This is a genomic window from Streptomyces sp. NPDC032126 (assembly GCF_055580085.1).
In genome coordinates this window covers 198,412-223,767 of the sequence record NZ_JBVIMA010000003.1, presented here as the reverse complement: position 1 = coordinate 223,767, position 25,356 = coordinate 198,412, and the positions used below count along the sequence as shown (strand labels likewise).

Annotated in this window: 20 protein-coding genes; 9 read left to right on the top strand and 11 right to left on the bottom strand. The window is 69.3% G+C overall.

Annotation, left to right across the window (positions count from 1 at the left end; translation table 11 throughout):
* Positions 1-96 precede the first annotated feature (96 nt).
* Entirely contained in the window at positions 97-2,427 is a 2,331-nt protein-coding gene (gene murJ / locus ACZ5NW_RS13985; RefSeq protein WP_468744050.1) for a murein biosynthesis integral membrane protein MurJ, read from the bottom strand.
* A gap of 44 nt (positions 2,428-2,471) precedes the next feature.
* A complete protein-coding gene (locus ACZ5NW_RS13980; RefSeq protein ID WP_468744049.1) occupies positions 2,472-4,928 on the bottom strand; it encodes a DUF6049 family protein in 2,457 nt (818 codons plus the stop codon).
* Between the two features lie 257 nt (positions 4,929-5,185).
* On the opposite strand from ACZ5NW_RS13980, the gene ACZ5NW_RS13975 reads away from it, so the two are divergent.
* A complete protein-coding gene (locus ACZ5NW_RS13975) occupies positions 5,186-6,652 on the top strand; it encodes a CCA tRNA nucleotidyltransferase (protein ID WP_468744048.1) in 1,467 nt (488 codons plus the stop codon).
* A gap of 98 nt (positions 6,653-6,750) precedes the next feature.
* On the opposite strand, the gene ACZ5NW_RS13970 is transcribed toward ACZ5NW_RS13975, so the two are convergent.
* The 4 genes from ACZ5NW_RS13970 to ACZ5NW_RS13955 form a co-directional block, all read right to left on the bottom strand.
* A complete protein-coding gene (locus tag ACZ5NW_RS13970) occupies positions 6,751-7,224 on the bottom strand; it encodes an LppU/SCO3897 family protein (protein WP_468744047.1) in 474 nt (157 codons plus the stop codon).
* Positions 7,225-7,296: 72 nt separating this feature from the next.
* Entirely contained in the window at positions 7,297-8,625 is a 1,329-nt protein-coding gene (locus tag ACZ5NW_RS13965; RefSeq protein ID WP_468744046.1) for an MFS transporter, read from the bottom strand.
* A gap of 92 nt (positions 8,626-8,717) precedes the next feature.
* Positions 8,718-9,800, bottom strand: a complete 1,083-nt coding sequence (locus tag ACZ5NW_RS13960) for an inositol-3-phosphate synthase (RefSeq protein ID WP_468744045.1) — start codon at positions 9,798-9,800, stop codon at positions 8,718-8,720.
* 44 nt (positions 9,801-9,844) lie between these two features.
* The gene (locus ACZ5NW_RS13955) at positions 9,845-10,528 is read right to left on the bottom strand and encodes a PadR family transcriptional regulator (RefSeq protein WP_468744044.1); all 684 of its coding nucleotides are present in this window, start codon (positions 10,526-10,528) and stop codon (positions 9,845-9,847) included.
* A gap of 362 nt (positions 10,529-10,890) precedes the next feature.
* On the opposite strand from ACZ5NW_RS13955, the gene ACZ5NW_RS13950 reads away from it, so the two are divergent.
* Positions 10,891-13,575, top strand: coding sequence for a transglycosylase domain-containing protein (locus ACZ5NW_RS13950; RefSeq protein ID WP_468744043.1), 2,685 nt, complete (start codon positions 10,891-10,893; stop codon positions 13,573-13,575).
* Positions 13,576-13,696: 121 nt separating this feature from the next.
* Positions 13,697-15,202: a glycosyltransferase family 87 protein gene (locus tag ACZ5NW_RS13945; RefSeq protein ID WP_468744042.1), complete on the top strand. Its 1,506-nt coding sequence runs from the start codon at positions 13,697-13,699 to the stop codon at positions 15,200-15,202.
* Between the two features lie 78 nt (positions 15,203-15,280).
* On the opposite strand, the gene ACZ5NW_RS13940 is transcribed toward ACZ5NW_RS13945, so the two are convergent.
* The 3 genes from ACZ5NW_RS13940 to ACZ5NW_RS13930 all read right to left on the bottom strand — a co-directional run bounded on the left by ACZ5NW_RS13940 (position 15,281) and on the right by ACZ5NW_RS13930 (position 18,020).
* A complete protein-coding gene (locus ACZ5NW_RS13940; protein ID WP_468744041.1) occupies positions 15,281-16,312 on the bottom strand; it encodes an alanine racemase in 1,032 nt (343 codons plus the stop codon).
* 94 nt (positions 16,313-16,406) lie between these two features.
* Complete coding sequence (gene femX, locus ACZ5NW_RS13935) at positions 16,407-17,528, bottom strand: peptidoglycan bridge formation glycyltransferase FemX (RefSeq protein WP_468744040.1); 1,122 nt, start codon at positions 17,526-17,528, stop codon at positions 16,407-16,409.
* A 177-nt stretch (positions 17,529-17,705) separates the two neighbouring features.
* The gene (locus ACZ5NW_RS13930; RefSeq protein ID WP_468744039.1) at positions 17,706-18,020 is read right to left on the bottom strand and encodes a hypothetical protein; all 315 of its coding nucleotides are present in this window, start codon (positions 18,018-18,020) and stop codon (positions 17,706-17,708) included.
* A 287-nt stretch (positions 18,021-18,307) separates the two neighbouring features.
* Between ACZ5NW_RS13930 and rpsF the strand changes: the two genes are divergently transcribed.
* From rpsF to rplI, 4 genes are all read left to right on the top strand, one after another.
* The gene (gene rpsF, locus ACZ5NW_RS13925; RefSeq protein WP_005482942.1) at positions 18,308-18,598 is read left to right on the top strand and encodes a 30S ribosomal protein S6; all 291 of its coding nucleotides are present in this window, start codon (positions 18,308-18,310) and stop codon (positions 18,596-18,598) included.
* Positions 18,599-18,672: 74 nt separating this feature from the next.
* Positions 18,673-19,257 (top strand): single-stranded DNA-binding protein, encoded by a 585-nt coding sequence (locus tag ACZ5NW_RS13920; protein WP_468744038.1) that lies wholly within the window; start codon positions 18,673-18,675, stop codon positions 19,255-19,257.
* A 44-nt stretch (positions 19,258-19,301) separates the two neighbouring features.
* The gene (gene rpsR / locus ACZ5NW_RS13915; protein ID WP_003949403.1) at positions 19,302-19,538 is read left to right on the top strand and encodes a 30S ribosomal protein S18; all 237 of its coding nucleotides are present in this window, start codon (positions 19,302-19,304) and stop codon (positions 19,536-19,538) included.
* Positions 19,539-19,556: 18 nt separating this feature from the next.
* Positions 19,557-20,003: a 50S ribosomal protein L9 gene (gene rplI, locus ACZ5NW_RS13910; RefSeq protein WP_380849707.1), complete on the top strand. Its 447-nt coding sequence runs from the start codon at positions 19,557-19,559 to the stop codon at positions 20,001-20,003.
* A gap of 94 nt (positions 20,004-20,097) precedes the next feature.
* Here rplI and ACZ5NW_RS13905 read toward each other — a convergent pair whose 3' ends face one another.
* On the bottom strand, positions 20,098-21,435 hold the full coding sequence (locus ACZ5NW_RS13905; protein ID WP_468744037.1) for an MATE family efflux transporter: 1,338 nt from the start codon (positions 21,433-21,435) through the stop codon (positions 20,098-20,100).
* Positions 21,436-21,895: 460 nt separating this feature from the next.
* Between ACZ5NW_RS13905 and dnaB the strand changes: the two genes are divergently transcribed.
* Both dnaB and ACZ5NW_RS13895 read left to right on the top strand, forming a co-directional pair.
* Positions 21,896-23,374, top strand: a complete 1,479-nt coding sequence (gene dnaB, locus ACZ5NW_RS13900) for a replicative DNA helicase (protein WP_468744036.1) — start codon at positions 21,896-21,898, stop codon at positions 23,372-23,374.
* A 64-nt stretch (positions 23,375-23,438) separates the two neighbouring features.
* Positions 23,439-24,827 carry a serine hydrolase domain-containing protein gene (locus ACZ5NW_RS13895; protein WP_468744035.1) on the top strand — a complete coding sequence of 463 codons (1,389 nt, stop codon included), beginning with the start codon at positions 23,439-23,441 and terminating at the stop codon, positions 24,825-24,827.
* Positions 24,828-24,902: 75 nt separating this feature from the next.
* Here the strand turns inward: ACZ5NW_RS13895 and ACZ5NW_RS13890 are convergent, their stop codons facing one another.
* Entirely contained in the window at positions 24,903-25,355 is a 453-nt protein-coding gene (locus ACZ5NW_RS13890; RefSeq protein ID WP_468744034.1) for a GNAT family N-acetyltransferase, read from the bottom strand.
* Position 25,356: the final 1 nt, after the last annotated feature.

The following is a 25,356-nucleotide window of genomic DNA, read 5'->3' as shown; positions in this document are numbered from 1 at the left end:
CCGTGCGCGCCGTCCGACGCCGATCCAATTGTGCCCACAGTCCGTCGCTATGCACGACACACGACGGTCAACGAAGGTTGTGCGCCTACCCCCTGCTCAGCGACCAAGGCGTCCGCGAACCATACCGACGAGCGAGTTGAGCTCCTCGATGCGCATCCGCCGCGCGGCGGCGTAGAACACGAGGAGCAGCAGCGCCCCGCCGACCAGCAGCGCGGCGAACGAGCCGATGACGCCCTGCCCGATGGTGTGCGCGATGCCGTAGCAGGCCGCGCCGCTGAGCAGGGCGGCCGGGACCGAGGCGATGCACAGCCGCGCGTACGTCCGCAGCACCCGGGCGCCGTCGAGGTCACCACCGCCGAGCCGCTTGCGCAGCCGGTTCCACGCGACGCCGACGCCGATCGCGTACGCCAGACCGTAGGAGGCGGCCATGCCGACGACCGCCCAGCGGGACGGGAGCAGCACGTAGCAGGCCGCCGAGGCGCCCGCGTTGACCGCGGCCACGATCACCGTGTTGTAGAAGGGGGTTCGGGTGTCCTCGTAGGCGTAGAAGGCGCGCAGGACCACGTACTGCACCGAGTAGGGGATCAGGCCGAGGCCGAAGGCCATCAGCATGTACCCCATGTTCGTGGCCTCGCTGGTGCCCGAGGTGCCGAAGATCAGGGTGCACATCGGGATGCCGAGGGCGACGAACCCGAAGGCGATGGGCACGATCGCGACGGCGGTGGTGCGCAGGCCCTGGGAGATGTCGTCGCGGACGGCTCCGGTGTCGCCCTCGGCCGCCGAGCGGGAGATGCGCGGCAGCAGGGCGGCCATCAGGGAGACGGTGATGATGGCCTGCGGCAGGCCCCAGATCAGCTGGGCGTTGGCGTAGGCGGCGAAGCCGGTGCCGTCGACGGGCGAGTCCTTGCCGGCCGAGGTGGACAGCTGGGAGACGACGAGCGCGCCGGCCTGGTTGGCGAGGACGAACAGGAAGGTCCACTTGGCGAGGGTGATGGCCTTGCCGAGGCCGTGGCCCCGCCAGTCGAAGCGCAGCCGCAGCCGGAAGCCCGTCTCCCGCAGATACGGGATCATCGCCAGCGCCTGGACGACGAGTCCGAGCAGCACGCCGATACCGAGGAGCCGCTGGCCCTCCGGGGGGATGCTGGTGACCTTCATGCCGGAGTCGGCGGCGGTGCCGTAGACCCAGATGAACATGCCCAGCGTCACGATGATGACGATGTTGTTCAGGACCGGCGTCCACATCATCGCGCCGAACTTGCCGCGCGCGTTGAGGATCTGACCCATCACCACATGGATGCCCATGAAGAAGATCGAGGGCAGGAAGTACTGGACGAAGGTGACGCCGACGTCGTTGGCCGCGGGGTCGCTGGCGACCGAGTCCGACAGCAGGCGGATCAGGAGCGGCGCGGCGAAGATCGCGGCCACCGTGAGCAGGCCGAGCGCCACCATGACCAGGGTCAGCAGCCGGTTGGCGTACGACTCGCCGCCGTCCTCGTCCTCCTTCATGGAGCGCACGAGCTGGGGCACGAAGACGGAGTTCAGACCGCCGCCGACGGTGAGGATGTAGATCATCGTCGGCAGCTGGTAGGCCACCTGGAAGGTGTCGCCGAGCAGGCCGACGCCGAGGGCGGAGACGATCAGCGCGGAACGGATGAAGCCGGTGAGGCGGGAGACCATCGTGCCCGCCGCCATCACCGCGCTGGACTTCAGCAGTCCGGTCGCGCGGCCGCCCTTCTTGGGCGCGGCGGCGGGTGCCGGGGCCGGGGGCTCCACGGCTGCGGCACCCAGGTTCATGGTCCGGTCGTCGGTGGGCACCGGCGCCGGCGCCTGGTACTGCGGCGCCTGGTACTGCGGCGCCTGGTACTGCGGCGCCTGGTATTGCGGGGCCACTCCCTGGGGTCCGCCCGGGGCGGAAGCCGGACCGGGGACGACCGGCGGTTCCGACGACGGGCGCGGCGCGCCGCCCTGCTGCTGGTCGCGGAAGAGATGCGCGAAGGCGTCCGGCTCGTGCCGCTCCTCGCCGGAGTGCGTCACGAGGTCGTCCACGCCCACGAACTGGGTGGTGCGGGGGTCGTCGCCGTACGGCAGGTACTGGGTGGGGCCCTCCGGCTCGGGCGCCGGGGTCTGCGCCCACAGATGCGGGTCCGGGGCGTACGGCGACTGCTGCGGCTGCGCGTAGAGGGGCTGCTGCGGCTCGTAGGCGCCCGGGGGCGGCGGTGGGTGCGCGGCGCGGTCGTAGAGCGCCTCGGCGACCGGGTCCTGCGCGGTGAGGTCCTGGGCGCGGTAGGGGTCCTGGTCGTAGGCGTCCTGGAGGTACATGTCCGCGGGGTGCTGCGGCGGCACCTGGCCGTGCTCGGGCGGTGGGCCGCCGGGGGGGCCCGAGCTGCCCACGGCCTGGCCGCGGTCACCGTCGTACGGCGCGTTCATGCTTACCCCACCTCATCGTCCCGGGCCCACCGGCCACGACATCCTCAACGGTCCACTCTCTCACCCGTGCCGGACGGGTCGGCGTTTTCCGCTGCGGTGTCCGGTGTCTCGTCACTCGGCTGCTCCGGGTCGTCTGCCCCCGAGCGGGCGTCGGACTCCTCCTTGAGACGGTCCTCGGCGCCCTCGGGGTTCTCCGCGCCGTCGGCATTCTTCCCGGCCGCCTGGTCACCCGCCTTCTCGTCGGCCGCGCCGTCCGCGTTCCCGTCGGCCGCCTCGTCATCCGCGTCGTCGCCGGATTCCGCTGCGCCGTCGGACGCCTCGGCCTCCCGGGCGGCGGCCCGCTTGCGCTGGGTGTACATCCGGAAGCCGGCCAGCACCAGCAGCAGGACGCCGCCACCGATGACCAGCATGACCGTGGCCGTGATCTCGGTGACCTTCACCTCGAAGGTGACCGGCTCGCCGTACGGCTGCCCGTCCGTCGTGTACAGCTGGGCGACGACCGTCGCCTGGCCGTTGGCGTTGGCGGACGTGGTGAACTTCACCGACGTGCTGTGCCCGCCGGAGACGGCGATGCGCTGCTCGTCGTAGTCCTTGCCGGCGATCTCAAGACGCGTCGGGTTGGTCGACCTGAGGCGCAGGACCAGGTGGTCGACGCCCTGGACCAGGTTGTTCTGCACGGTCACGGGGATCGTGGCGCTGCGCCCGGAGAGCTTGGTCTCCGACTTGTCGATCAGCTTGACCTGGCGGGTGAGGGTGTTCAGATACGAGTGCACGTCCTCCCGGAAGTCGGCGGCCGCGCTCGACCTGCCCCGCCACGACGTGGACGTCTCACGGTTGATGGCCCGGCCGAACGGGGTCACGACCCGGGACTCGTCGGTGAGGATCACCTTGAAGTTGTCGAGCTTGTCCTGCGTGTCCGCGATGTCCTCGAACGCCGACCGCGGCAGCTGCTGCTTGCGCAGTGAGGAGGGGTACGCCGACGTCGGCGGCACCTTCGTCGTGGCGTTCGGATCGGGCTTGGCGGTGGCCGCCGCCGTGAGCCCCTGCGTCTGGGACCAGGTGCCGCCCTGGAGGGCCGCCACGGCCTCGGCCATCGTGCGGGCCTGGCTCGCGGTGGGCATGCGCTGGGGGGCGATGACGATACTGCGCTGCTTGTCGGTCTGGAGGGTGAGCGCGAGGCTCTGCGCGAGGAAACTCTGCACGGCGAGGGTGGACGCGGAGGCCCGCGTCAGCTCGTCCTCGAAGGCCGTCGACAGCCGGGTGTCGGCGACGACCGCCGTGGTGCCGCCGCCGATGGGACGGGCCGCCGACGGCGTGTAGGACAGACCGTTGGTCTCCTCCAGGCTGTCGCTGCGCGCGATCACCTTGTCGGCGCCCGCCGAGGTGGCGACCTTGACGATGGAGGGGTCCACGGCACCCTCCACCGGCCAGGCGAAGTCCGTGCTCGGCGTCACATGGAGGATGGTCTCCACGGTGGTCGCGGCGACGTCGGTGGCCGCCTTGAGCTGGCTGAGCGAACCGGTGACCCCGGTGCCGTTGTGCGCGAGGGAGGCCAGGTCCGGATCGGCGAACGGCAGGGCGACGACCTCCTTGCCGGCGACCGCGTCCTGAAGCTCGGCGAGCCACCGCTCGGCGATCGCCTGATGGGTGCCGGCCGTGGTGGTGTCGCCGTCGCGCAGCCGGTAGCCGCCGGCCATGGCGTCGACGGTCGCCAGGAGGTCCGGGTCGATCACCCAGGTGACGTCGAGTTCCTTGCCCAGCGACAGCAGCTGGTCCAGGCGGCCGCCCGGAGCGAGTTCCTTGGCGAGGTCGTCGTTGAGGAAGATCGGCGTCTGCTGGGCGTTCGAAGCGGTCTCCGCCGTCATGTGGACGGTGGAGATCAGCGGCCAGAGCACCGTCGTCCTCGTCCGTGTGTCCGCCGCGTCGGGCTGCCACGGCAGGAAGGTCCGCTGGACGCCCAGGACCTGGTCCCACCGCTGGGACGACGTCTCGCCGGACAGGGTCACGGCCAGCGGGTAGACGCCGTCGTCATGGAGGTCGAGCTGGTCGACGGGCACGGAGATCGTGAAGTGCTGGGCCACGCCGGGGATGAGCTTGGCGAACGCCGCGGTGTACTTGCCGCCGACCGTCGTGCCGTCGTCGGCCGGGAGGTCGGCGGCGTGCTTGGCGGTGTCGGCGATCGACGACCGGGTCGTCAGCGCGGCTCCCACCCGCAGATCCACGTGGGCGGCGGTGATCGCCTTCTTGCCGTTGTTGGTGACCGAACCGGAGATGGTCACGGTGTCGCCCTCGGTGGGCACGCTGGGGGTGAGCGAGTCCACGGCGACGGCCACGGATCCCTTGTCCGAGGCGTCCTTCGCGCTCGCCTGGGCGGCGGAGGCCGCGGGCAGCTGGAGCAGACCGGCCAGCAGGGGCGCCCCGGCGAGCAGTGCTCCGGTGCGCCGCAGCCACCGGCGGGCAGGTGAGGGAGTCATCCCCGGGAAGTCTGCCGCCTCGGCCACGCGTTCGCCCGTCCTCGTCGTCGTCAGTGGTCGTCGCAATGTGCGTCCACGCATGGTAACGATGCGCGCTGAGGGTAAGTGCCGCGGACCGGTCCACAAGATCGGAGACATCGCCGGGGCGTCCTGTATGTGCGCGTATAAAGAGGAGCCGTCGCGTAGGTCAGCAAGCGCTGATCTTGTCCGTGTATCGAGGGGGGTGTCCACCGGCCCCTTATCGAGGAGCCCCGGGCCCCCTGGGCCACGTACCCTTCTCTGTTGTGCCGAACGCCAACGAAGACAACCTCAGCGCCCTGAGCCAGGTGCAGCACCGCGCGGTCACTGAACTGCTGCGGGTCGCCCCTGTCGCCGACGACCTCGCACGCCGCTTCCAGGAGGCCGGGTTCACGCTCGCCCTGGTCGGCGGCTCGGTCCGGGACGCGCTGCTGGGCCGGCTCGGCAATGACCTGGACTTCACCACCGACGCGCGCCCCGAGGACGTCCTCAAGATCATGCGGCCCTGGGCGGACGCGGTCTGGGAGGTCGGGATCGCCTTCGGCACGGTCGGCGCGCAGAAGGAGGCCCGCGTCGGGGACGCCGTGCGGCGCTTCCAGATCGAGGTGACCACGTACCGCTCCGAGTCGTACGACCGCACCTCCCGCAAGCCCGAGGTGTCCTACGGCGACTCCATCGAGACGGACCTCGTCCGCCGTGACTTCACCGTCAACGCGATGGCCGTCGCGCTGCCGGAGAAGGAGTTCATCGACCCGCACGGCGGCCTCGAAGACCTCGCGGCACGGGTGCTGCGCACCCCCGGGACCCCCGAGGACTCCTTCTCGGACGACCCGCTGCGGATGATGCGGGCCGCTCGCTTCGCCGCCCAGCTCGACTTCGAGGTCGCTCCCGAGGTCGTCGCCGCGATGACGGAGATGGCCGGCCGGATCGAGATCGTCTCCGCCGAGCGCGTGCGCGACGAGCTGAACAAGCTGATCCTCTCCGCGCACCCGCGCAAGGGCCTGAGGCTGCTCGTCGACACCGGGCTCTCCGCACACGTGCTGCCCGAGCTGCCCGCGCTGCGCCTGGAGCGGGACGAGCACCACCGGCACAAGGACGTCTACGACCACACGCTGATCGTCCTGGAGCAGGCGATGGCGCTGGAGGAGAACGGCCCCGACCTGACCCTCCGGCTCGCCGCGCTGCTCCATGACATCGGCAAGCCCCGCACCCGCCGCTTCGAGAAGGACGGCCGGGTCTCGTTCCACCACCACGAGGTGGTCGGCGCGAAGATGACCAAGAAGCGCATGACGGCGTTGAAGTACCCGAACGACCTGGTGAAGGACGTCTCCCGTCTCGTCGAACTCCATCTGCGCTTCCACGGCTACGGCACCGGCGAGTGGACCGACTCGGCGGTGCGCCGGTACGTCCGTGACGCCGGGCCCCTGCTCGACCGCCTCCACAAGCTGACCCGCTCCGACTGCACCACGCGCAACAAGCGCAAGGCGGCGGCGCTCTCCCGTGCCTACGACGGGCTGGAGGAGCGCATCGCGCAGCTTCAGGAGCAGGAGGAGCTGGACGCGATCCGTCCCGACCTGGACGGCAACCAGATCATGGAGATCCTGGGTGTCGGCCCGGGCCCCGTCATCGGCAAGGCGTACAAGCACATGCTGGAGCTGCGCCTGGAGCACGGCCCGATGGAACACGACGCCGCGGTGGCGGCCCTCAAGGAGTGGTGGTCCGAACAGGACTGATCCCGACGAAGGGCGGGGCATGTTTCACGTGAAACACGCCCCATGAACGCACGAGGGGCGATGTTTCACGTGAAACATCGCCCCTCCGTGTGTCTGCCTTACTTCTCCTTCAGGCAGAGGAGGAAGTCACTGCTGTCACCGGACTCGGTGTAGGTGTACTGGAAGTCCTTCGCCTCGGCCTCGCACTTTGTCGAAGCGGCGAGCTCGGTGGAGTACGTGCCCTTGATCTTGGCCAGAACCACGTACTGAGCCTTGGAGGAGGTGCAGTCGACGACCTCAAGGTCCGGGTCGGTGTCGGAGCTGCTGCCTCGGTGCATGCAGTCGCCGACGCTGGCCGTGTCGGCGTCGTCCCGGCTCGCTATGTAGCCGCCGATGGCCACGCCGATGGCGGCGAGGACGATGACGATGGTCTTGATCGTCTTGAAGCTGAGCTTGCGCTTCGGCTGCACCGGCGCAACCGGCGCGTAGGGGGCGCTGCCCTGCGGAGGGTACGGTGCCTGGGCCTGAGGCTGGCCGTAGGGGTTCTGACCCTGGGCGAACGGGTTCTGGCCCTCGGGCGGCGGAGTCGTCATCTTTTTCTGGGGTTCCCTCTGGAAGTGCTGGTGGCAGCGCCCCGCACAAGAGGCGCATAAGACGGAGGTAAGTTACCGGCCACCATGGCCACTTCCGTGCCCTGGGGGAACTCTGTGGCCTTGATGTGACGCATACCTGCGACCAAAGTGGGCCAACGACCCAGAAATCGCCCCGTAGATGACGGCGACTCCGATCACCAGCGGGATCGATCTGCCGTCCGGTGGAAGCATCAGGGCGGCCACTCCGGCGGCTCCGACGAAGGCGACGTTGAACAGGACGTCGTAGAGCGAGAAGATCCGGCCGCGGAAGCCGTCGGCGACGGAGGACTGCACGATGGTGTCCGTGGCGATCTTGGCGCCCTGGGTGACGAGTCCCAGCACGAAGGCGAGGACGAGCACGCTGCCCGGGGCGAACGGCAGCCCCAGCGCGGGTTCCAGCACGGCCGCCGCCAGCGAGCAGACGACGATCCAGTACAGCGGCCCCAGCCGTCCCGCCGCCGACGGGGTCACCACCGCCGCGACGAAGAAACCCGCTCCCGAGACGGCCACGGCCACCCCCAGCAGCGCCAGCCCCTTGTCCGCGTCGGAGTCCGACGACCACGCGTACCGGCAGAGCATCAGCACCATGACGGTCAGGGCGCCGTAGCAGAACCGCATCAGGGTCATCGCGCCCAGCGCCCAGGCCGTCACCCGGCGCCCCGGCTCGCCGAGGTGCCGTACCCCCGCCGCCAGGCCGTGCGCGGTGCCGCGGAGAGCGACGGTGAGCCGGGGCGCCGCCAAGTCGCGCTCGGGTCCGAGCAGTTCCGGCGCCATGCGCAGCGAGGCGAGGGCGGAGCACAGGTACAGGACCGCCCCGAGGACGACGACCGCCGCATCGGAGTCCGCGATGAGGAGCCGTACGGCGAAGGCGAAGCCGCCGCCCGCGGTCGCGGCGAGCGTTCCTGCGGTCGGGGAGAGGGAGTTGGCCAGGACGAGACGCTCGGCGTCGACCACGCGGGGCAGGGCGGCGGACAGGCCGGCCAGGACGAAGCGGTTGACGGCGGTGACACACAGGGCGGAGACGTAGAAGAGCCAGTCCGGGACGCGGGCGACGATCAGGACCGCCGTGGCCATGGCGAGCGCGGCGCGCAGGAGGTTGCCGTAGAGGAAGACCTGGCGGCGGCGCCAGCGGTCCAGCAGGACGCCGGCGAAGGGGCCGATGACGCTGTACGGCAGCAGCAGGACCGCCATGGCGGAGGCGATGGACGCGGCCGAGGTCTGCTTCTCGGGGGAGAAGACCACGTACGTCGCGAGCGCGACCTGGTAGACGCCGTCGGCGCACTGGGAGAGCAGCCGGACGGCCAGCAGACGCCGGAAGTTCCCGAAGCGCAGCAGGACGCGCAGATCACGGACGACGGCCATGCGGGACAGCCTCACATACGGGGAGAGTCCCCGAGTCGTACGACCCGGGGACTCTCGGCCCTGGCAGGAGCGGTTTGTTGCGGTGTCGCGCTTTAGCGCTCGACCTCGCCGCGGATGAACTTCTCGACGTTCTCGCGGGCCTCGTCGTCGAAGTACTGGACCGGCGGGGACTTCATGAAGTAGCTGGAGGCCGACAGGATCGGGCCGCCGATGCCGCGGTCCTTGGCGATCTTCGCGGCGCGCAGGGCGTCGATGATGACACCCGCGGAGTTCGGGGAGTCCCAGACCTCGAGCTTGTACTCCAGGTTCAGCGGGACGTCACCGAAGGCGCGGCCCTCAAGGCGGACGTAGGCCCACTTGCGGTCGTCGAGCCACGCGACGTAGTCGGACGGGCCGATGTGGACGTTCTTCTCGCCGAGGTCCCGGTCGGGGATCTGGGAGGTGACGGCCTGCGTCTTGGAGATCTTCTTGGACTCCAGGCGGTCGCGCTCCAGCATGTTCTTGAAGTCCATGTTGCCGCCGACGTTCAGCTGCATCGTGCGGTCCAGGATGACACCGCGGTCCTCGAACAGCTTCGCCATGACACGGTGCGTGATGGTGGCGCCGACCTGGGACTTGATGTCGTCGCCGACGATCGGGACGCCCGCCTCGGTGAACTTGTCCGCCCACTCCTTGGTGCCGGCGATGAAGACCGGGAGGGCGTTGACGAAGGCGACCTTGGCGTCGATGGCGCACTGGGCGTAGAACTTCGCCGCGTCCTCGGAACCGACGGGCAGGTAGCAGACGAGAACGTCGACCTGCTTGTCCTTCAGGACCTGGACGACGTCGACCGGGGCCTCGGCGGACTCCTCGATGGTCTCGCGGTAGTACTTGCCGAGGCCGTCGAGGGTGTGGCCGCGCTGGACGGTCACGCCCGTGCTGGGCACGTCGCAGATCTTGATGGTGTTGTTCTCGGACGCGCCGATGGCGTCCGCGAGGTCGAGGCCGACCTTCTTCGCGTCCACGTCGAAGGCGGCGACGAACTCGACGTCCTTGACGTGGTAGTCACCGAACTGGACGTGCATCAGGCCCGGGACCTTGGACGCCGGGTCGGCGTCCTTGTAGTACTCGACGCCCTGCACCAGCGACGCGGCGCAGTTGCCCACGCCGACGATGGCTACGCGAACCGAACCCATTCCGGTTGCTCCCTGTGTGTACGAGTGAGGCCCTGACTGGGCGCTCACGTGGCGGTGTCGTCGGGCGTATCCGTCCGGGGGGTCACCCCGGGACGGGGCAGGCCGCCCGTCGCTCCATCTGTGGTGTTCTGCTGAGCGGTCCCCCCGGAGGCGGAACCTCTGAGGTCCCGTCCGGCCCGCTCGCTCTCGATGAGCTCGTTCAGCCAGCGCACTTCGCGCTCCACGGACTCCATCCCGTGGCGCTGGAGCTCAAGCGTGTAGTCGTCGAGGCGCTCCCGGGTGCGCGCGAGCGAGGCGCGCATCTTCTCCAGGCGCTCCTCCAGACGGCTGCGGCGTCCCTCCAGGACGCGCATGCGCACATCACGGGAGGTCTGGCCGAAGAAGGCGAAGCGAGCCGCGAAGTGCTCGTCCTCGTACGCGTCGGGGCCGGTCTGGGAGAGCAGTTCCTCGAAGTGCTCCTTACCTTCCGCCGTCAGCCGGTAGACGATCTTGGCGCGGCGCCCGGCGAGGGGAGCGGTGAGGGGGTCCTCGGGGTTGTTCCCCGCCTCCTCCGTCAACCAGCCGTTGGCGACCAGCGTCTTGAGGCAGGGGTAGAGCGTGCCGTAGCTGAACGCGCGGAACACACCCAATGAGGTATTGAGCCGTTTACGCAGCTCATAGCCGTGCATCGGAGATTCGCGGAGCAGGCCGAGGACGGCGAACTCAAGGATTCCGGACCGCCGGCTCATGGACTCCTCCTCTCCCCTTCGCTGGCTTTATCTCGCGCTGATGTATCGACTCGATACATCCAGACGATAGAACGGCCCTCCGCATGCGGCAAGAGCGGGGATCGTGAACGGGATCACATCACCGATTCGTTGGAGGCGAGTTGCCTGATTTGGGGTGAACTTTGGGGCTAGGCAGGTTTTGGCGGTGCGTAGTCTGTGCGCCATGCACACCACCGGGAACCACGTGACGCCGGGGGGCGTCGATGTCCTCGGTGCCGTACGGGTGAATGCGGAACCGACCACATCCGTACTTCGGGGGGACCGGAAACCAGCCGCCGTTTCCAGGCGCGCACGGGTGCGCCTGCCCGAGGAGTAATCGTTCGATGAGCGAGCACCGTCGCAAACCGCCGCAGCCGCAGGGAGGCGGACGTGCCGCGGCCCGACGTGGCCAGTCCGGCCCGTCCTCCGGCCGCCGTGCGGCACCGCGAGGCGCCACCGGATCTCCGTCCGACGCGTACGGGTCGGATCAGTACGGGCCGGGAGGCGAGCAGCGGCCGTACGGCGGCCGCGCCGACGCCCGGCGCGCGGCACAGAGAAACGAGGGCGGTCGCCGCAGAGCGGCCGATCCGGGCGGGGCCCGCCGCGGCGCCCCGACAGGACCGGGCCGGGGCCGCGGGCGGCAGGGTCCGCCCGGCAAGAAGCGCCTGATCGACTATCCGCGGGCCGGCAAGTACGGCTGGCGTCGCTGGGTGCCGTCCTGGAAGCTCGTCTCCGGTCTCGGCCTCGGCTTCTTCGGCTGTCTGGTGGCCGTGGCGGGCATCGGCTACGCCATGGTCGGCGTGCCGGACATCGCGAAGACCGCGACGGCGCAGAACAACGTCTACTACTGGAGCGACAACACCCAGATGGTGGCGACGGGCGGTGAGACCAACCGCCAGATCGTCGGCCTCTCGCAGATCCCCGAGGCCATGCGCTGGGCCGTCATCTCCCAGGAGAACAAGACCTTCTACTCCGACAAGGGCGTCGACCCCAAGGGCATCGCCCGAGCCTTCCTCAACATGGCGCGTGGCGGCCAGACACAGGGTGGCTCCACCATCACCCAGCAGTACGTGAAGAACGCGATGCTGGACGACCAGTCGCAGACGCTCACCCGTAAGTTCCGGGAGATCTTCGTCGCGATAAAGGTGGGGGCCGACGTACCCAAGGACAAGATCATCGAGGGGTACCTCAACTCGGCGTACTACGGGCGCAACGCCTACGGGATCCAGGCCGCCGCACGGGCGTACTTCAACAAGGACGCCATCAAGCTCAACGAGGGCGAGTGCGCGTTCCTGTCCGCGATGCTCAAGGGCGCCACGTACTACGACCCCGCCGGCGCCGCTTCCGTCGACCCGGTGGGTGCCACGCCCGAGAAGAACAGCAAGCGGGCCCTGATCCAGATGCAGGACACCCTCGACAAGATGGTCGAGTACAAGCACCTGGACCCCGCGATCCGGGCGAAGTACACCAAGCTGCCCAAGTGGCAGAACCCGCGCTCCAACACGCAGCTCAGCGGCCAGATCGGCTACCTCGTCGACCTCGCCAACGGTTACCTGGTCACCCACAGCAAGGACACCGGGATCACCGAGCAGCGGTTGCGGGAGGGCGGCCTGTCGATCTACACGACCTTCGACAAGAACAAGGTCAAGGAACTGACGGCCGCGGTCACCAAGGTCCAGAAGGAGAACATCAAGCCGAACAAGCGCCCCGACACGGACACGCACGTCCAGTTCGGCGGCGCGTCGGTGGATCCGGCGACCGGTGCCATCCGGGCCATCTACGGCGGTGAGGACGCCACCAAGCACTTCACCGACAACGCCGACAAGACCGGTGCCCAGGTCGGCTCGACCTTCAAGCCGTTCGTGCTGGCCGCCGCGATGACCTGGGGCGTGCGCGACCCGGATCTGGGCTCCTCGCAGGCCCAGGACGAGCGGACCATCGTCTCCCCCAAGAGCCTGTACATCGGCAAGAACAAGCTCAAGATCAAGAACTACGACGGCACGGTCTGGAAGAACGAAAAGGGCGAGGAGTGGCTGCAGACCAACGACGGCAACGACTCCGTCGGCGATCCGCCGAACTACAAGATCGACCTGCGTGAGGCGATGCGCGAGTCGGTCAACACCGCCTTCGTGCAGCTCGGCATGGATGTCGGCCTGGACAAGGTGAAGGAGTCCGCCATCGCCGCCGGTCTCAAGGAGGACAGCCTGACGGGTACCAGCTTCCCGTCGTTCTCCATCGGCATCTCCGACCCCAGTGCGATCCGCATGGCGGGCGCCTACGCCACCTTCGCGGCCAGCGGCAAGCAGCGCGACCCGTACTCCGTCCAGAAGGTCACCAGCGAGCGGGGCGTGGACTTCACGCACAAGGACGAGACCAAGGAGGCCTTCACCGCGAAGGTCGCCGACAACGTCACGGACGTCCTGAAGACCGTGGTCGAGAAGGGCACGGGTACGGCGGCCAAGCTGCCGGGTCGCGATGTGGCCGGCAAGACCGGTACCACCGACGGCAACAAGTCGGCCTGGTTCGTGGGCTACACGCCGCAGCTGTCGACCGCGATCACGATGTTCCGCTACGACGACAACGAGTCCAACAAGAACCGCACGTTCCTGAAGATGTACGGAACCGGCGGCCAGGAGAAGATCCACGGCGCCTCGTTCCCCGCCGAGATCTGGCACGACTACATGGCCGAGGCCCTGCAGGGCGAGCCCGCGAAGTCGTTCCCGACGCCGGAGGACATCGGTGAGGTCCTCAACGCGGACCCGGAGCCGAGCCCGTCCCCGTCGGCCAGCGCGAGCGAGGAGGCGTCGCCGAGCCCGTCCCCGTCCGACACCAAGCCGGGCAGGCCGAAGCCCTCGCCCTCCGCGAGCCAGACGTGCAGCGACTTCGACTGGACCTGCACCACCAACGGCGGCGGCCAGAACGGTGGTCAGAACGGCGGTACGGGCAGTAGCCCGTCACCGACGGACAGCCCGACCGATGGCGGCAGCAGAGGAAATGGCAACGGCAACCTCTTCGGATCCACCGGTTAGTCGCACTTCGCCCGGCACGGGTGTTTCACGTGAAACATGCGGATGTTTCACGTGAAACAGGGGCCGTCACACCGCATCCGGTGTGGCGGCCCTCGGTGTTTTCCCAGGGATGTACGGCAGGATGTGCGCCATGCCCAGCGCAGAATCGACGCAAGCGAGCGTGCACGATCCCGAGCCGGTGCCGCCGACCCGGCACGACAAGGTCGCCAGGGCCGGCAGCGAGCTGATCGGCGGCCCTCTCGGACGGCGCGCCCTGCTGGGTGCCTCCTGGTGGACCCCCGTCCGGGTCGTCGTGCTCGTGGCGATCGGGATGTTCGCCCTCGGCCTGATCCAGAAGGCGCCCTGCTACGACGGCGGCTGGTTCTACGGCGCCAGCTCCCAGTACACCCACGCGTGCTACTCGGACATCCCGCACCTGTACCAGGGACGCGGTTTCGCCGACGGGCTCGTGCCGTACTTCGACAAGCTCCCCGGCGACATGCAGTACCTGGAGTACCCGGTGCTCACCGGTGTCTTCATGGAGGTCGCCGCCTGGCTGACGCCGGGCAGCGGCACCATCCAGCACCAGGAGCAGTGGTACTGGATGGTCAACGCCGGGATGCTGATGGTGTGCGCGGCGGTCATCGCCGTCTGCGTGAGCCGGACGCACGCCCGCCGCCCCTGGGACGGCCTGCTCGTCGCGCTGGCGCCCGCCTTCGCGCTGACCGCCACCATCAACTGGGACCTGCTGGCGGTCGCTCTGACCGCAGCGGCGATGCTGATGTGGTCGCGAAGCCGTCCCATCGCCTTCGGCGTCCTGCTGGGCCTCGCCACGGCCGCCAAGCTCTACCCCGTCTTCCTGCTCGGCCCGCTGCTCCTGCTGTGTTGGCGCGCCGGCAAATGGCGGGACTTCGGCAAGGCCCTGGGCGGGGCCGTCGTCGCCTGGCTGGTGGTGAACCTGCCGGTGATGTACTTCGCCTTCGACGGCTGGTCGAAGTTCTACACGTTCAGCCAGGAGCGCGGCGTCGACTTCGGCTCGTTCTGGCTGATCCTGGCCCAGAACTCCTCCGACCCGCTCACCACCCACAGCGTCAACACCCTCGCGGCCCTGCTGGTCGTGCTGTGTTTCCTGGGCATCGCCGCGCTCGCGCTGATCGCCCCGCGCCGCCCCCGCTTCGCGCAGCTGGTGTTCCTGATGGTGGCGGCCTTCATCGTCACCAACAAGGTCTACTCACCGCAGTACGTGCTCTGGCTGGTGCCGCTGGCGGTGCTGGCCCGCCCCAAGTGGCGGGACTTCCTGATCTGGCAGGCGTGCGAGGTGGCGTACTTCCTGGGCATCTGGATGTACCTCGCGTACACGACCAGCGGCAACGCCCACAAGGGACTGCCGACCGACGGCTACCACTGGGCCATCGGTGTGCACCTGGTGGGGACGCTCTACCTGTGCGCCGTCGTCGTACGGGACGTCCTCATGCCGGAGCGTGACGCCGTACGGCAGGCCGGGGACGACGATCCGTCCGGTGGCGTGCTCGACGGCGCGGAGGACGTGTTCGTCCTCGGCGGCGCGGCGCACCCCGACCGGCACGCGGCGCCCTTCGAGGGGCCTCACGTGGACTGGGGGCGGCCACAGGCGCCCGAGGGCCCCTGAGGGAGCGCACGGCACGCAGAAGGCCGTACACGGACTCCGTGTACGGCCTTCTGACGTGTGGTCGGCGTGCGGCGCGGCTCAGCGGTCCACGATGCGGTCGAACTGGGTGGTCGTGTGCCGCAGATGGGCCACCAGCTCGTCGCCGACACCGGGCTCCGGGGCGTCCGCGGGCACGAACAGGATGGACACCTGCATGTGCGGCGGCTCGGCGAACCAGCGCTGCTTGCCGCCCCAGACGAACGGCGAGAGGTTCCGGTTCACCGTGGCCAGGCCGGCCCGGGCGACGCCCTTGGCGCGCGGCATGACGCCGTGCAGGGCCTTGGGGGCCTCCAGACCCACCCCGTGCGACGTACCGCCCGCCACGACCACCAGGAAGCCGTCGGAGGCCGCCTTCTGCTGGCGGTAGCCGAAGCGGTCGCCCTTGGCGACGCGGGTGACGTCCAGGACCGCGCCCCGGTACTCGGTGGCGTCGTGGTCCCCCAGCCACAGCCGCGTACCGATGCGGGCGCGGAAACGGGTCTGCGGGAACTGCTGCTGGAGCCGCTGGAGTTCCTCGGCCTTGAGGTGGCTGACGAACATCGTGTGCAGCGGCAGCCGGGCCGCGCGCAGCCGGTCCATCCAGCCGATGACCTCCTCGACGGCGTCGGAGCCGTCGGTGCGGTCCAGCGGCAGGTGGATCGCGAAGCCCTCCAGGCGGACGTTCTCTATGGCCGAGTGCAGCTGCGGCAGGTCCTGCTCGCTGATGCCGTGCCGCTTCATCGAGGACATCACCTCGATCACCACGCGGGCGCCCACCAGGCCGTACACGCCGTCCACGGACGACACCGACCGGATGACCCGGTCGGGCAGCGGCACCGGCTCCTCGCCGCGCCGGTACGGCGTCAGCACCAGCAGGTCACCGCCGAAGTAGTCCTTGATCCGGGCCGCCTCGTACGTCGTGCCGACGGCGAGGATGTCCGAGCCCAGCCGGGTGGCCTCCTCCGCCAGGCGCTCGTGCCCGAAGCCGTAGCCGTTGCCCTTGCAGACCGGGACGAGCCCTGGGAACTGCTCCTGCACGTGCTTGTGGTGCGCCCGCCAGCGCGCGGTGTCGACGTAGAGCGTGAGCGCCATGGCCGGACCCGGGACCTTTCTCGTGGCTTCTCGTGGCTGAGGTGTGTCTCAGAGCTGAGGGGGTGTCAGAGGTATCGAATCACTGAACGTGACGTCAGCGGCGCGACATGTAGATGTCGAGGGCCTTGTGGAGCAGCTTGTTCAGCGGGAAGTCCCACTCGCCGAGGTACTCGGCCGCCTGGCCGCCGGTGCCGACCTTGAACTGGATCAGGCCGAAGAGGTGGTCGGTCTCGTCCAGCGAGTCGGAGATGCCGCGCAGGTCGTAGACGCTCGCGCCGAGCGCGTAGGCGTCGCGCAGCATCCGCCACTGCATGGCGTTCGACGGCCGGAACTCGCGGCCGATGTTGTCGGAGGCACCGTAGGAGTACCAGACGTGGCCGCCCACGATCAGCATGGTCGCCGCCGACAGGTTCACGCCGTTGTGGCGGGCGAAGTACAGCCGCATCCGGTTGGGGTCCTCGGTGTTGAGGGCCGTCCACATGCGCTGGAAGTACGACAGCGGGCGGGGCCTGAAGTGGTCGCGCACGGCCGTGATCTCGTACAGCCGCTGCCACTCCTCCAGGTCGTGGTAGCCGCCCTGGACGACCTCGACGCCGGCCTTCTCGGCCTTCTTGATGTTGCGTCGCCACAGCTGGTTGAAGTTCTTGTGGACCTCTTCCAGGGAACGGTTCGCCAGCGGCACCTGGTAGACGTAGCGCGGCTGGACGTCGCCGAAGCCGGCGCCGCCGTCCTCGCCCTGCTGCCAGCCCATGCGGCGCAGCTTGTCGGCCACCTCGAAGGCGCGCGGCTCGATGAAGTCGGCCTCGATGTCGCGCAGTCGCTTCACGTCCGGGTTCTGGATGCCGGCCTTGATGGAGCCCGCCTCCCAGCGGCGGATGATCACCGGCGGGCCCATCTTGACCGAGAACGCGCCCTGCTGCTTGAGGTGCGCGAGCATCGGTTCCAGCCACTCGGTCAGGTTCGGCGCGTACCAGTTGATGACCGGGCCCTCGGGCAGATACGCGAGGTAGCGCTTGATCTTGGGCAGCTGCCGGTAGAGGACGAGGCCCACGCCGACCAGTTCACCGGTGCGCTCGTCGAACCAGCCGAGGCTCTCGGATCGCCACTCGGCCTTGACATCTGCCCAGGCCGGAACCTGCATGTGGCTCGCCGCCGGCAGGCTCTGGATGTACGCCAGATGCTGCTCGCGGCTGATCGTCCTCAGGGTCAGGCTCATGTCGGGGCGCTCCTCGGGCTGGTGTGTCCCCATGGGTACAGGGGCTCCGGCTCTCGCGCCGAAGCCTACTGCGCCTTGAGCGCGCGCCGACTGGGCGTGGGGCACCTTCGCCCCGGCCCGTGTCCGGCCGGGGCGTTACGTCAGGCTTCAAAGTGGCCTACGTCACCGTAGGCCGTGTCACCAGAGGCCGCCGAACAGGCCGCCGTGCGCCATGCCGAGGAAGAAGCCGACGCCGGAGGCGCCGAGACCCAGGATCAGACCGAAGCGCTCACGGGTGGTCTCGGAGATCCACTGTCCGTACGCGCCGGTCCCGATCCCCACCAGGCCGGTCCAGGAGCTGAGCAGATGCAGGTGGTGGAACTGCGCCGTGATGAACGACGTCGCACCGAGCACCAGGGTCACCGCGAGCAGCGCGTCCTGGAGGGGGTGGGACCGGCCGTCCGTGGCGAAGAGGGAACCGACTCCGGTGTTGGGTCGCAATGCCTGTGCCATGGGGCACCTCCTGCGGAAGGCGGCGCATCGTAGCGCCGTACACACCCGATGTGTACAGATTGACGGCCCCGGAGGCCGGATTTCAACCGGAAGCGGGTGTGCGGGTAGTCTGTACCGTCTGCACCGGTGTCTGCCCAGGCTCAGCCAGGGCATTCCGCCCCGGCCACAGCGGGAGCGTCGCGAGACGGCCCCGATTGTCAGTGGCGGCCGATACCGTTGCGTACGCATCACAACCCTCCTGCCACGGAACGACCGTGGCCGCTGAGTCCAAAGGAGGTGGGTTCCACATGCGTCACTACGAGGTGATGGTCATCCTCGACCCCGATCTGGAGGAGCGCGCTGTCGCCCCCCTGATCGAGAACTTCCTCTCCGTCGTCCGTGAGGGCAACGGCAAGGTCGAGAAGGTCGACACCTGGGGCCGTCGTCGTCTCTCGTACGAGATCAAGAAGAAGCCCGAGGGCATCTACTCGGTCATCGACCTGCAGGCCGAGCCTGCGGTCGTCAAGGAGCTCGACCGCCAGATGAACCTGAACGAGTCGGTCCTCCGGACCAAGGTCCTCCGCCCCGAGACCCACTGAGCCTTCCCGCTCAGCTGATCTCGGGATTCGAGTAGCACCACCAGCAGCCCGCAAACCCGCCGAGAGGTTCCCCCATGGCAGGCGAGACCGTCATCACGGTCATCGGCAATCTTGTCGACGACCCCGAGCTGCGCTTCACCCCCTCCGGTGCGGCGGTCGCGAAGTTCCGTGTCGCGTCCACTCCCCGCACCTTCGACCGTCAGACGAACGAGTGGAAGGACGGCGAGAGCCTGTTCCTGACCTGCTCGGTCTGGCGTCAGGCGGCGGAGAACGTCGCGGAGTCGCTCCAGCGAGGCATGCGCGTCATCGTGCAGGGCCGGCTGAAGCAGCGGTCCTACGAGGACCGTGAGGGCGTCAAGCGCACGGTCTTCGAGCTGGACGTCGAGGAAGTCGGCCCCAGCCTGCGCAACGCCACGGCCAAGGTCACCAAGACCGCCGGTGGCGCTCGCGGTGGCCAGGGCGGTTACGGCGGCGGTGGCGGCCAGGGTGGCGGCAGCTGGGGCGGCGGCCCCGGTGGCGGCCAGCAGGGCGGCGCCCCTGCCGACGACCCGTGGGCGACCGGCGCTCCCGCCGGTGGCAACCAGGGCGGCGGCGCTTGGGGCGGCGGCTCCGGCGCTTCCGGCGGCGGTGGCGGCTACTCGGACGAGCCCCCCTTCTAGGGCGGGCTCGCAACCCCACTTCTTGATCACACAGGAGAAACACCATGGCGAAGCCGCCTGTGCGCAAGCCGAAGAAGAAGGTCTGCGCTTTCTGCAAGGACAAGGTCACGTACGTGGACTACAAGGACACGAACATGCTGCGGAAGTTCATTTCCGACCGCGGCAAGATCCGTGCCCGTCGCGTGACCGGCAACTGCACGCAGCACCAGCGTGACGTCGCCACGGCCGTCAAGAACAGCCGTGAGATGGCGCTGCTGCCCTACACCTCCACCGCGCGCTAAGGGAAGGGTGACCGAAACATGAAGATCATCCTGACCCACGAGGTCTCCGGCCTCGGTGCCGCGGGCGATGTCGTCGACGTCAAGGACGGTTACGCTCGCAACTACCTCATCCCGCGGAAGTTCGCTATCCGCTGGACCAAGGGTGGCGAGAAGGACGTCGAGCAGATCCGTCGCGCTCGCAAGATCCACGAGATCCAGACCATCGAGCAGGCCAACGCTGTCAAGGCCCAGCTCGAGGGCGTGAAGGTCCGTCTGGCCGTCCGCTCCGGCGACGCCGGTCGTCTCTTCGGTTCCGTCACCCCGGCCGACATCGCCTCGGCGATCAAGGCTGCCGGTGGTCCCGAGGTCGACAAGCGCCGCATCGAGCTCGGCTCGCCGATCAAGACCCTGGGCGCCCACGAGACGTCCGTGCGTCTGCACCCCGAGGTTGCCGCCAAGGTCAACATCGAGGTCATCGCGGCGTAACGCCGTGCTCGCTTGAGCAGTCATGGGGGGCCGCACCTTCGGGTGCGGCCCCCCATCGCTGTCCGGAGGCGGCGCGGTGTTTCACGTGAAACGGTCAGCGGGTCGCTCCCGTGACCACCCAGCGGCCCGAGCGGGCGCGCAGCCACAGGGTCAGCATCCGCACGGCCATCATCAGCGTCATGGCCGCCCAGAGAGCGGTCAGCCCACCGCCGAGTACGGGCACGAGCAGGGCGACCGGAGCGAACACGGCAAGGGTCAGCAGCATCGCCCAGGCCAGATACGGCCCGTCGCCCGCGCCCATGAGCACCCCGTCGAGGACGAACACGATCCCGGAGATCGGCTGGGAGACGGCCACGATCACCAGGGCGGGCAGAGCGGCGTCCTGAACGGTGGAGTCACCGGTGAACAGCGCCAGGAAGACGGGCCGGGTGATCACCACCAGCAGTCCGAGGACGACCCCCACGGCGATGCCCCACTGCACCATGCGGCGGCAGGCCGCCTTGGCGCCCTCCGCGTCCCCCGCTCCGAGGAAACGCCCGATGATGGCCTGCCCGGCGATCGCGATGGCGTCGAGGGCGAAGGCCAGCAGGCTCCACAGCGACAGGACGATCTGATGCGCCGCGATGTCGGCGTCGCCGAGTCGGGCGGCGACCGCGGTCGCGATCATGAGGATCGCCCGCAGCGAGAGCGTACGCACCAGAAGCGGCGCGCCGGCCTGCGCGGACGCCCGGATCCCGGCCGCGTCGGGCCGCAGCGAAGCGCCATGCCGGCGAGCGCCCCGGACGACCACCACGAGATAGACCTCGGCCATGCCGCACTGGGCGATGACGGTGCCCCACGCGGAACCGGCGATGCCGAGCCCCGCGCCGTAGACGAGTCCCGCGTTGAGGGCGCCGTTGGCGACGAAGCCGGCGACGGCCACGTAGAGCGGTGTCCTGGTGTTCTGGAGTCCGCGCAGTACTCCGGTCGCGGCGAGGACGACGAGCATGGCCGGGATGCCGAGCGAGGAGATACGCAGATAGGTGGTCGCGTAGGGGGAGGCCGTGTCGGAGGCGCCGAAGAGTTCGACGAGCGCGGGTGCGGTGGGCAGGACGGTGACGATCACGGCGGCGCCCAGGAGCAGGGCGAGCCAGATGCCGTCCATGCCCTGGCGGATGGCGGCCTGGAGGTCACCGGCGCCCACGCGACGGGCGACGGCCGCCGTGGTGGCGTAGGCGAGGAAGACGAAGACGCTGACGGCGGTCGTGAGGAGAGCGGAGGCGACGCCGAGTCCGGCGAGCTGTGCGGTGCCGAGATGGCCGACAATCGCGCTGTCGGCCAGGACGAACAGGGGCTCCGCGACGAGTGCTCCGAAGGCCGGAACGGCCAGCGCGACGATCTCTCGATCGTGCTGTCGGCGGACGGCCCGGGGGATCGGGGGAGCCTGTGTCATGAGCATCAATCTAATCGTCCACAGGTAAGAGATGCAATGGAGATATGACCCTTACCATAGGTCTCGCCGTGTGTTGTTTCGCGCACCGTTCGAAGTGATCTTGGCCCGACCGGGGAAGTTTTTCTTCTGCACAGCCGGTGGATGGGAAAGATGCAGGTCAGGGCCGCTCCCTCGGAAAAGTCGAGGTCTTGTTCACAGGGCTGTCCACCGGGTCGTGCACAGGTTTCGCCGAGTTCTCCACAGCATCCGGGCCGTCGTCCACATGGCCTGTGGATAACCAGATTGGCTGACGGTGCCCGCGGGCCTACCGTTGTCCGGCGCCCGCTTGCGTCCCTCGGCCGTGAAACCAACACAAAACCGACGCGCCAGAACCGGAGTTGGGCCTCTCAGTTGTCAGTGCCGTGCCGTAGAAAAGAGAGGCACGGCGAGGTCCGCTCGGCGGACGGGAGGAGGTCGCTCGGTGAGCATTTCCGAGCCCTTGGACGACCCGTGGGCCGAGAGCGGTCCGAGCGATCGTCTGCCGTCCTCCCGCCGACGCGGTGACGGCGGCCGTGGCCGCGACGAGCAGCACGACCGGGGCCGGGACAGCGGGGAGTGGGAGAGCGGAGGCACCGCCTTCGAGCGGGTTCCCCCCCAGGACCTCGACGCCGAGCAGTCCGTCCTCGGCGGCATGCTCCTGTCCAAGGACGCCATCGCCGACGTCGTCGAGATCCTCAAGGGCCACGACTTCTACAAGCCCGCCCACGAGACGATCTTCCAGGCGATCCTCGACGTCTACGCCAAGGGCGAGCCGGCCGACCCCATCACGATCGCGGCCGAGCTGACCAAGCGCGGCGAGATCAACAAGGTCGGCGGCGCGTCGTATCTGCACACCCTTGTGCAGACGGTGCCGACGGCTGCCAACGCCGAGTACTACGCCGAGATCGTGCACGAGCGCGCGGTCCTGCGCCGCCTGGTCGAGGCCGGAACCCGCATCACCCAGATGGGATACGCGGGCGACGACGACGTCGACGAGATCGTCAACCGCGCCCAGGCGGAGATCTACGCGGTCACCGAGCAGCGCACCAGCGAGGACTACCTCCCCCTCGGCGACATCATGGAGGGCGCGCTCGACGAGATCGAGGCCATCGGCTCCCGCAGCGGCGAGATGACCGGCGTGCCCACGGGCTTCACGGACCTCGACTCCCTCACCAACGGCCTGCACCCGGGCCAGATGATCGTCATCGCGGCCCGCCCCGCCATGGGTAAGTCCACGCTCGCCCTGGACTTCGCCCGTGCCGCGTCCATCAAGCACAACCTGCCGAGCGTCATCTTCTCCCTCGAAATGGGCCGCAACGAGATCGCGATGCGTCTGCTGTCCGCCGAGGCGCGCGTCGCCCTGCACCACATGCGGTCCGGCACGATGACGGACGAGGACTGGACCCGCCTGGCGCGCCGCATGCCCGAGGTCTCCTCGGCGCCGCTCTACATCGACGACTCGCCGAACCTGTCGATGATGGAGATCCGCGCCAAGTGCCGTCGGCTCAAGCAGCGCAACGACATCAAGCTCGTGATCATCGACTATCTCCAGCTGATGCAGTCCGGTGGCTCCAAGCGGTCCGAGAGCCGTCAGCAGGAGGTCTCGGACATGTCCCGAAACCTCAAGCTGCTGGCCAAGGAGCTGGAGGTGCCGGTGATCGCGCTGTCGCAGCTCAACCGTGGCCCCGAGCAGCGCACGGACAAGAAGCCCATGGTGTCCGACCTGCGTGAGTCGGGCTCCATCGAGCAGGACGCCGACATGGTGATCCTGCTGCACCGCGAGGACGCCTACGAGAAGGAGTCACCGCGCGCGGGCGAGGCCGACATCATCGTGGGCAAGCACCGTAACGGCCCGACGGCCACGATCACCGTCGCCTTCCAGGGCCACTACTCCCGCTTCGTGGACATGGCCCAGACCTGACACGGGACCCCACCTGGGCGGAATGCGCTCGACGTGGCCGAACGTCGCGGTGTGGACTGTCGCCATGACGACATCTCAGGAAGAGCTGCTCCCCAGCACGCGCCGCGCCCTGCTGCACCGGATCGCCGTCGCCCAGGCGGAAGGACGGACGCCGTCGCTGGTCGCCGCGGTCGTGCGGGGCGGGCGGGCCGTGTGGCACGGGACGCGGACCTCGGTGGACGGGCACGGGCCGGACGAGAACGTGCAGTACCGCATCGGCTCGATCACCAAGACCTTCACCGCCGTTCTCGTGCTGCGGCTGCGCGACGAGGGGTCGCTCGACCTGGGGGACCCGCTGGAGAAGCATCTGCCCGGTACCGGCGCGGGGGAGATCACGATCGCCCAACTGCTCGCCCACACGGGCGGTTTGGCGGCCGAGACGCCCGCCCCCTGGTGGGAGCGGACGCCGGGTTCCCTCCGCCCGGAGCTGGCCGACATCCTCGGCGCCCGGGACGCCCCGCATCCGGCGGGTCGGCGCCACCACTACTCGAATCCCGGGTACGCCCTCCTGGGCGCCCTCGTGGAGCAGCTGCGGGGCGCTCCTTGGGAGGAGGTGCTCCGGCGCGAGGTGCTCGAACCGCTGGGCCTGGACCGCACGAGTGTCCGCCCGCAGGCCCCCGCCGCAGGGGGCTGGGCGGTCCATCCCTGGGCCGATGTGATGCAGCCCGAACCCCTGGAGGAGTACGGGCGGATGGCCCCGGCGGGCCAGCTCTGGTCGACGACCGGCGACCTCGCGCGGTTCGCGGCCTTCCTGATGCGGGGTGACGACCGGGTGCTCGGCGCGGAGAGCCTGAGGGAGATGCGGACGCCCGCGGCACCGGCCGAGCCGGCGGATCTGATGGACGGCGCCGCGTACGGACTCGGTCTGCAGGTCCTGCACCGGGACGGGCGGCTGCTCGTGGGCCACTCCGGCTCGGTGCCGGGCTTCCTGGCGGCTCTCATCGCCGGTGTGGAGGACGATGTCGCCGCCGTAGTGCTCACCAACTGCACGTCCGGCCTCTTCGTGACCCAGGTGGCCGCCGATCTCGTACGTATCGTCGCCGAGGCCGAGCCGCGGATGCCCGAGCCGTGGCGTCCGCTGCGGGAGGCCGAGGCCGATCCGTCCGTCGTGGAGCTGGCCGGCCAGTGGTACTGGGGGACCAGCCCCTTCGTCCTTCGGGTGACGGCCGACGGGCTCTCGCTCGGGCCCTTGTCCGGCGGCGGCCGACGTTCCCGGTTCCGGGCCAACGGGGACGGCACCTGGACGGGCCTGGAGGGCTACTTCGCCGGAGAGCCGCTGCGGGCCGTACGGCGGCCGGACGGAAGCGTGGATCACCTGGACCTGGGTTCGTTCGTGTTCACGCGTCAGCCGTACGACGAGGAGGCCGATGTGCCCGGGGGCGTCGGACCGGAAGGCTGGCGGGGGATCGGCTGACCGCTCCCCGGATCAGCTGACCGTTCCCCGAGGCGGAGGGCGTCATGTTTCACGTGAAACATGACGCCTCAGTCGTCAGAGCTGAAGCTTGAAGCCGACGTGTGAGGCCACGAAGCCGAGCCGCTCGTAGAAGCGGTGGGCGTCGGTGCGCGTGACGTCGGAGGTCAGCTGCACCAACTGGCAGCCCTCACGCCGGGACTCCTCGACCGCCCACTCGATGAACCGCGTGCCCAGTCCGCTGCCGCGCTCGTCGGCGTGCACGCGCACCCCTTCGATGATCGACCTGGTGGCGCCGCGCCGGGACAGTCCGGGAACGATCGTGAGCTGGAGCGTGCCGACGACACGGCCCTCGCGGACGGCGACCACCAGACGTTGGTTCGGGTCGGCGGCGATCCGCTCCAGAGCGGTCAGGTACAGGGTCAGGTCGTCCGGTGACTCGCGCTGCGCGCCGAGCGGGTCGTCCGCGAGCATCGCGACGATCGCGGGGACGTCCTCGGCGACGGCAGCCCGTATTTCAAGATCTCCCATG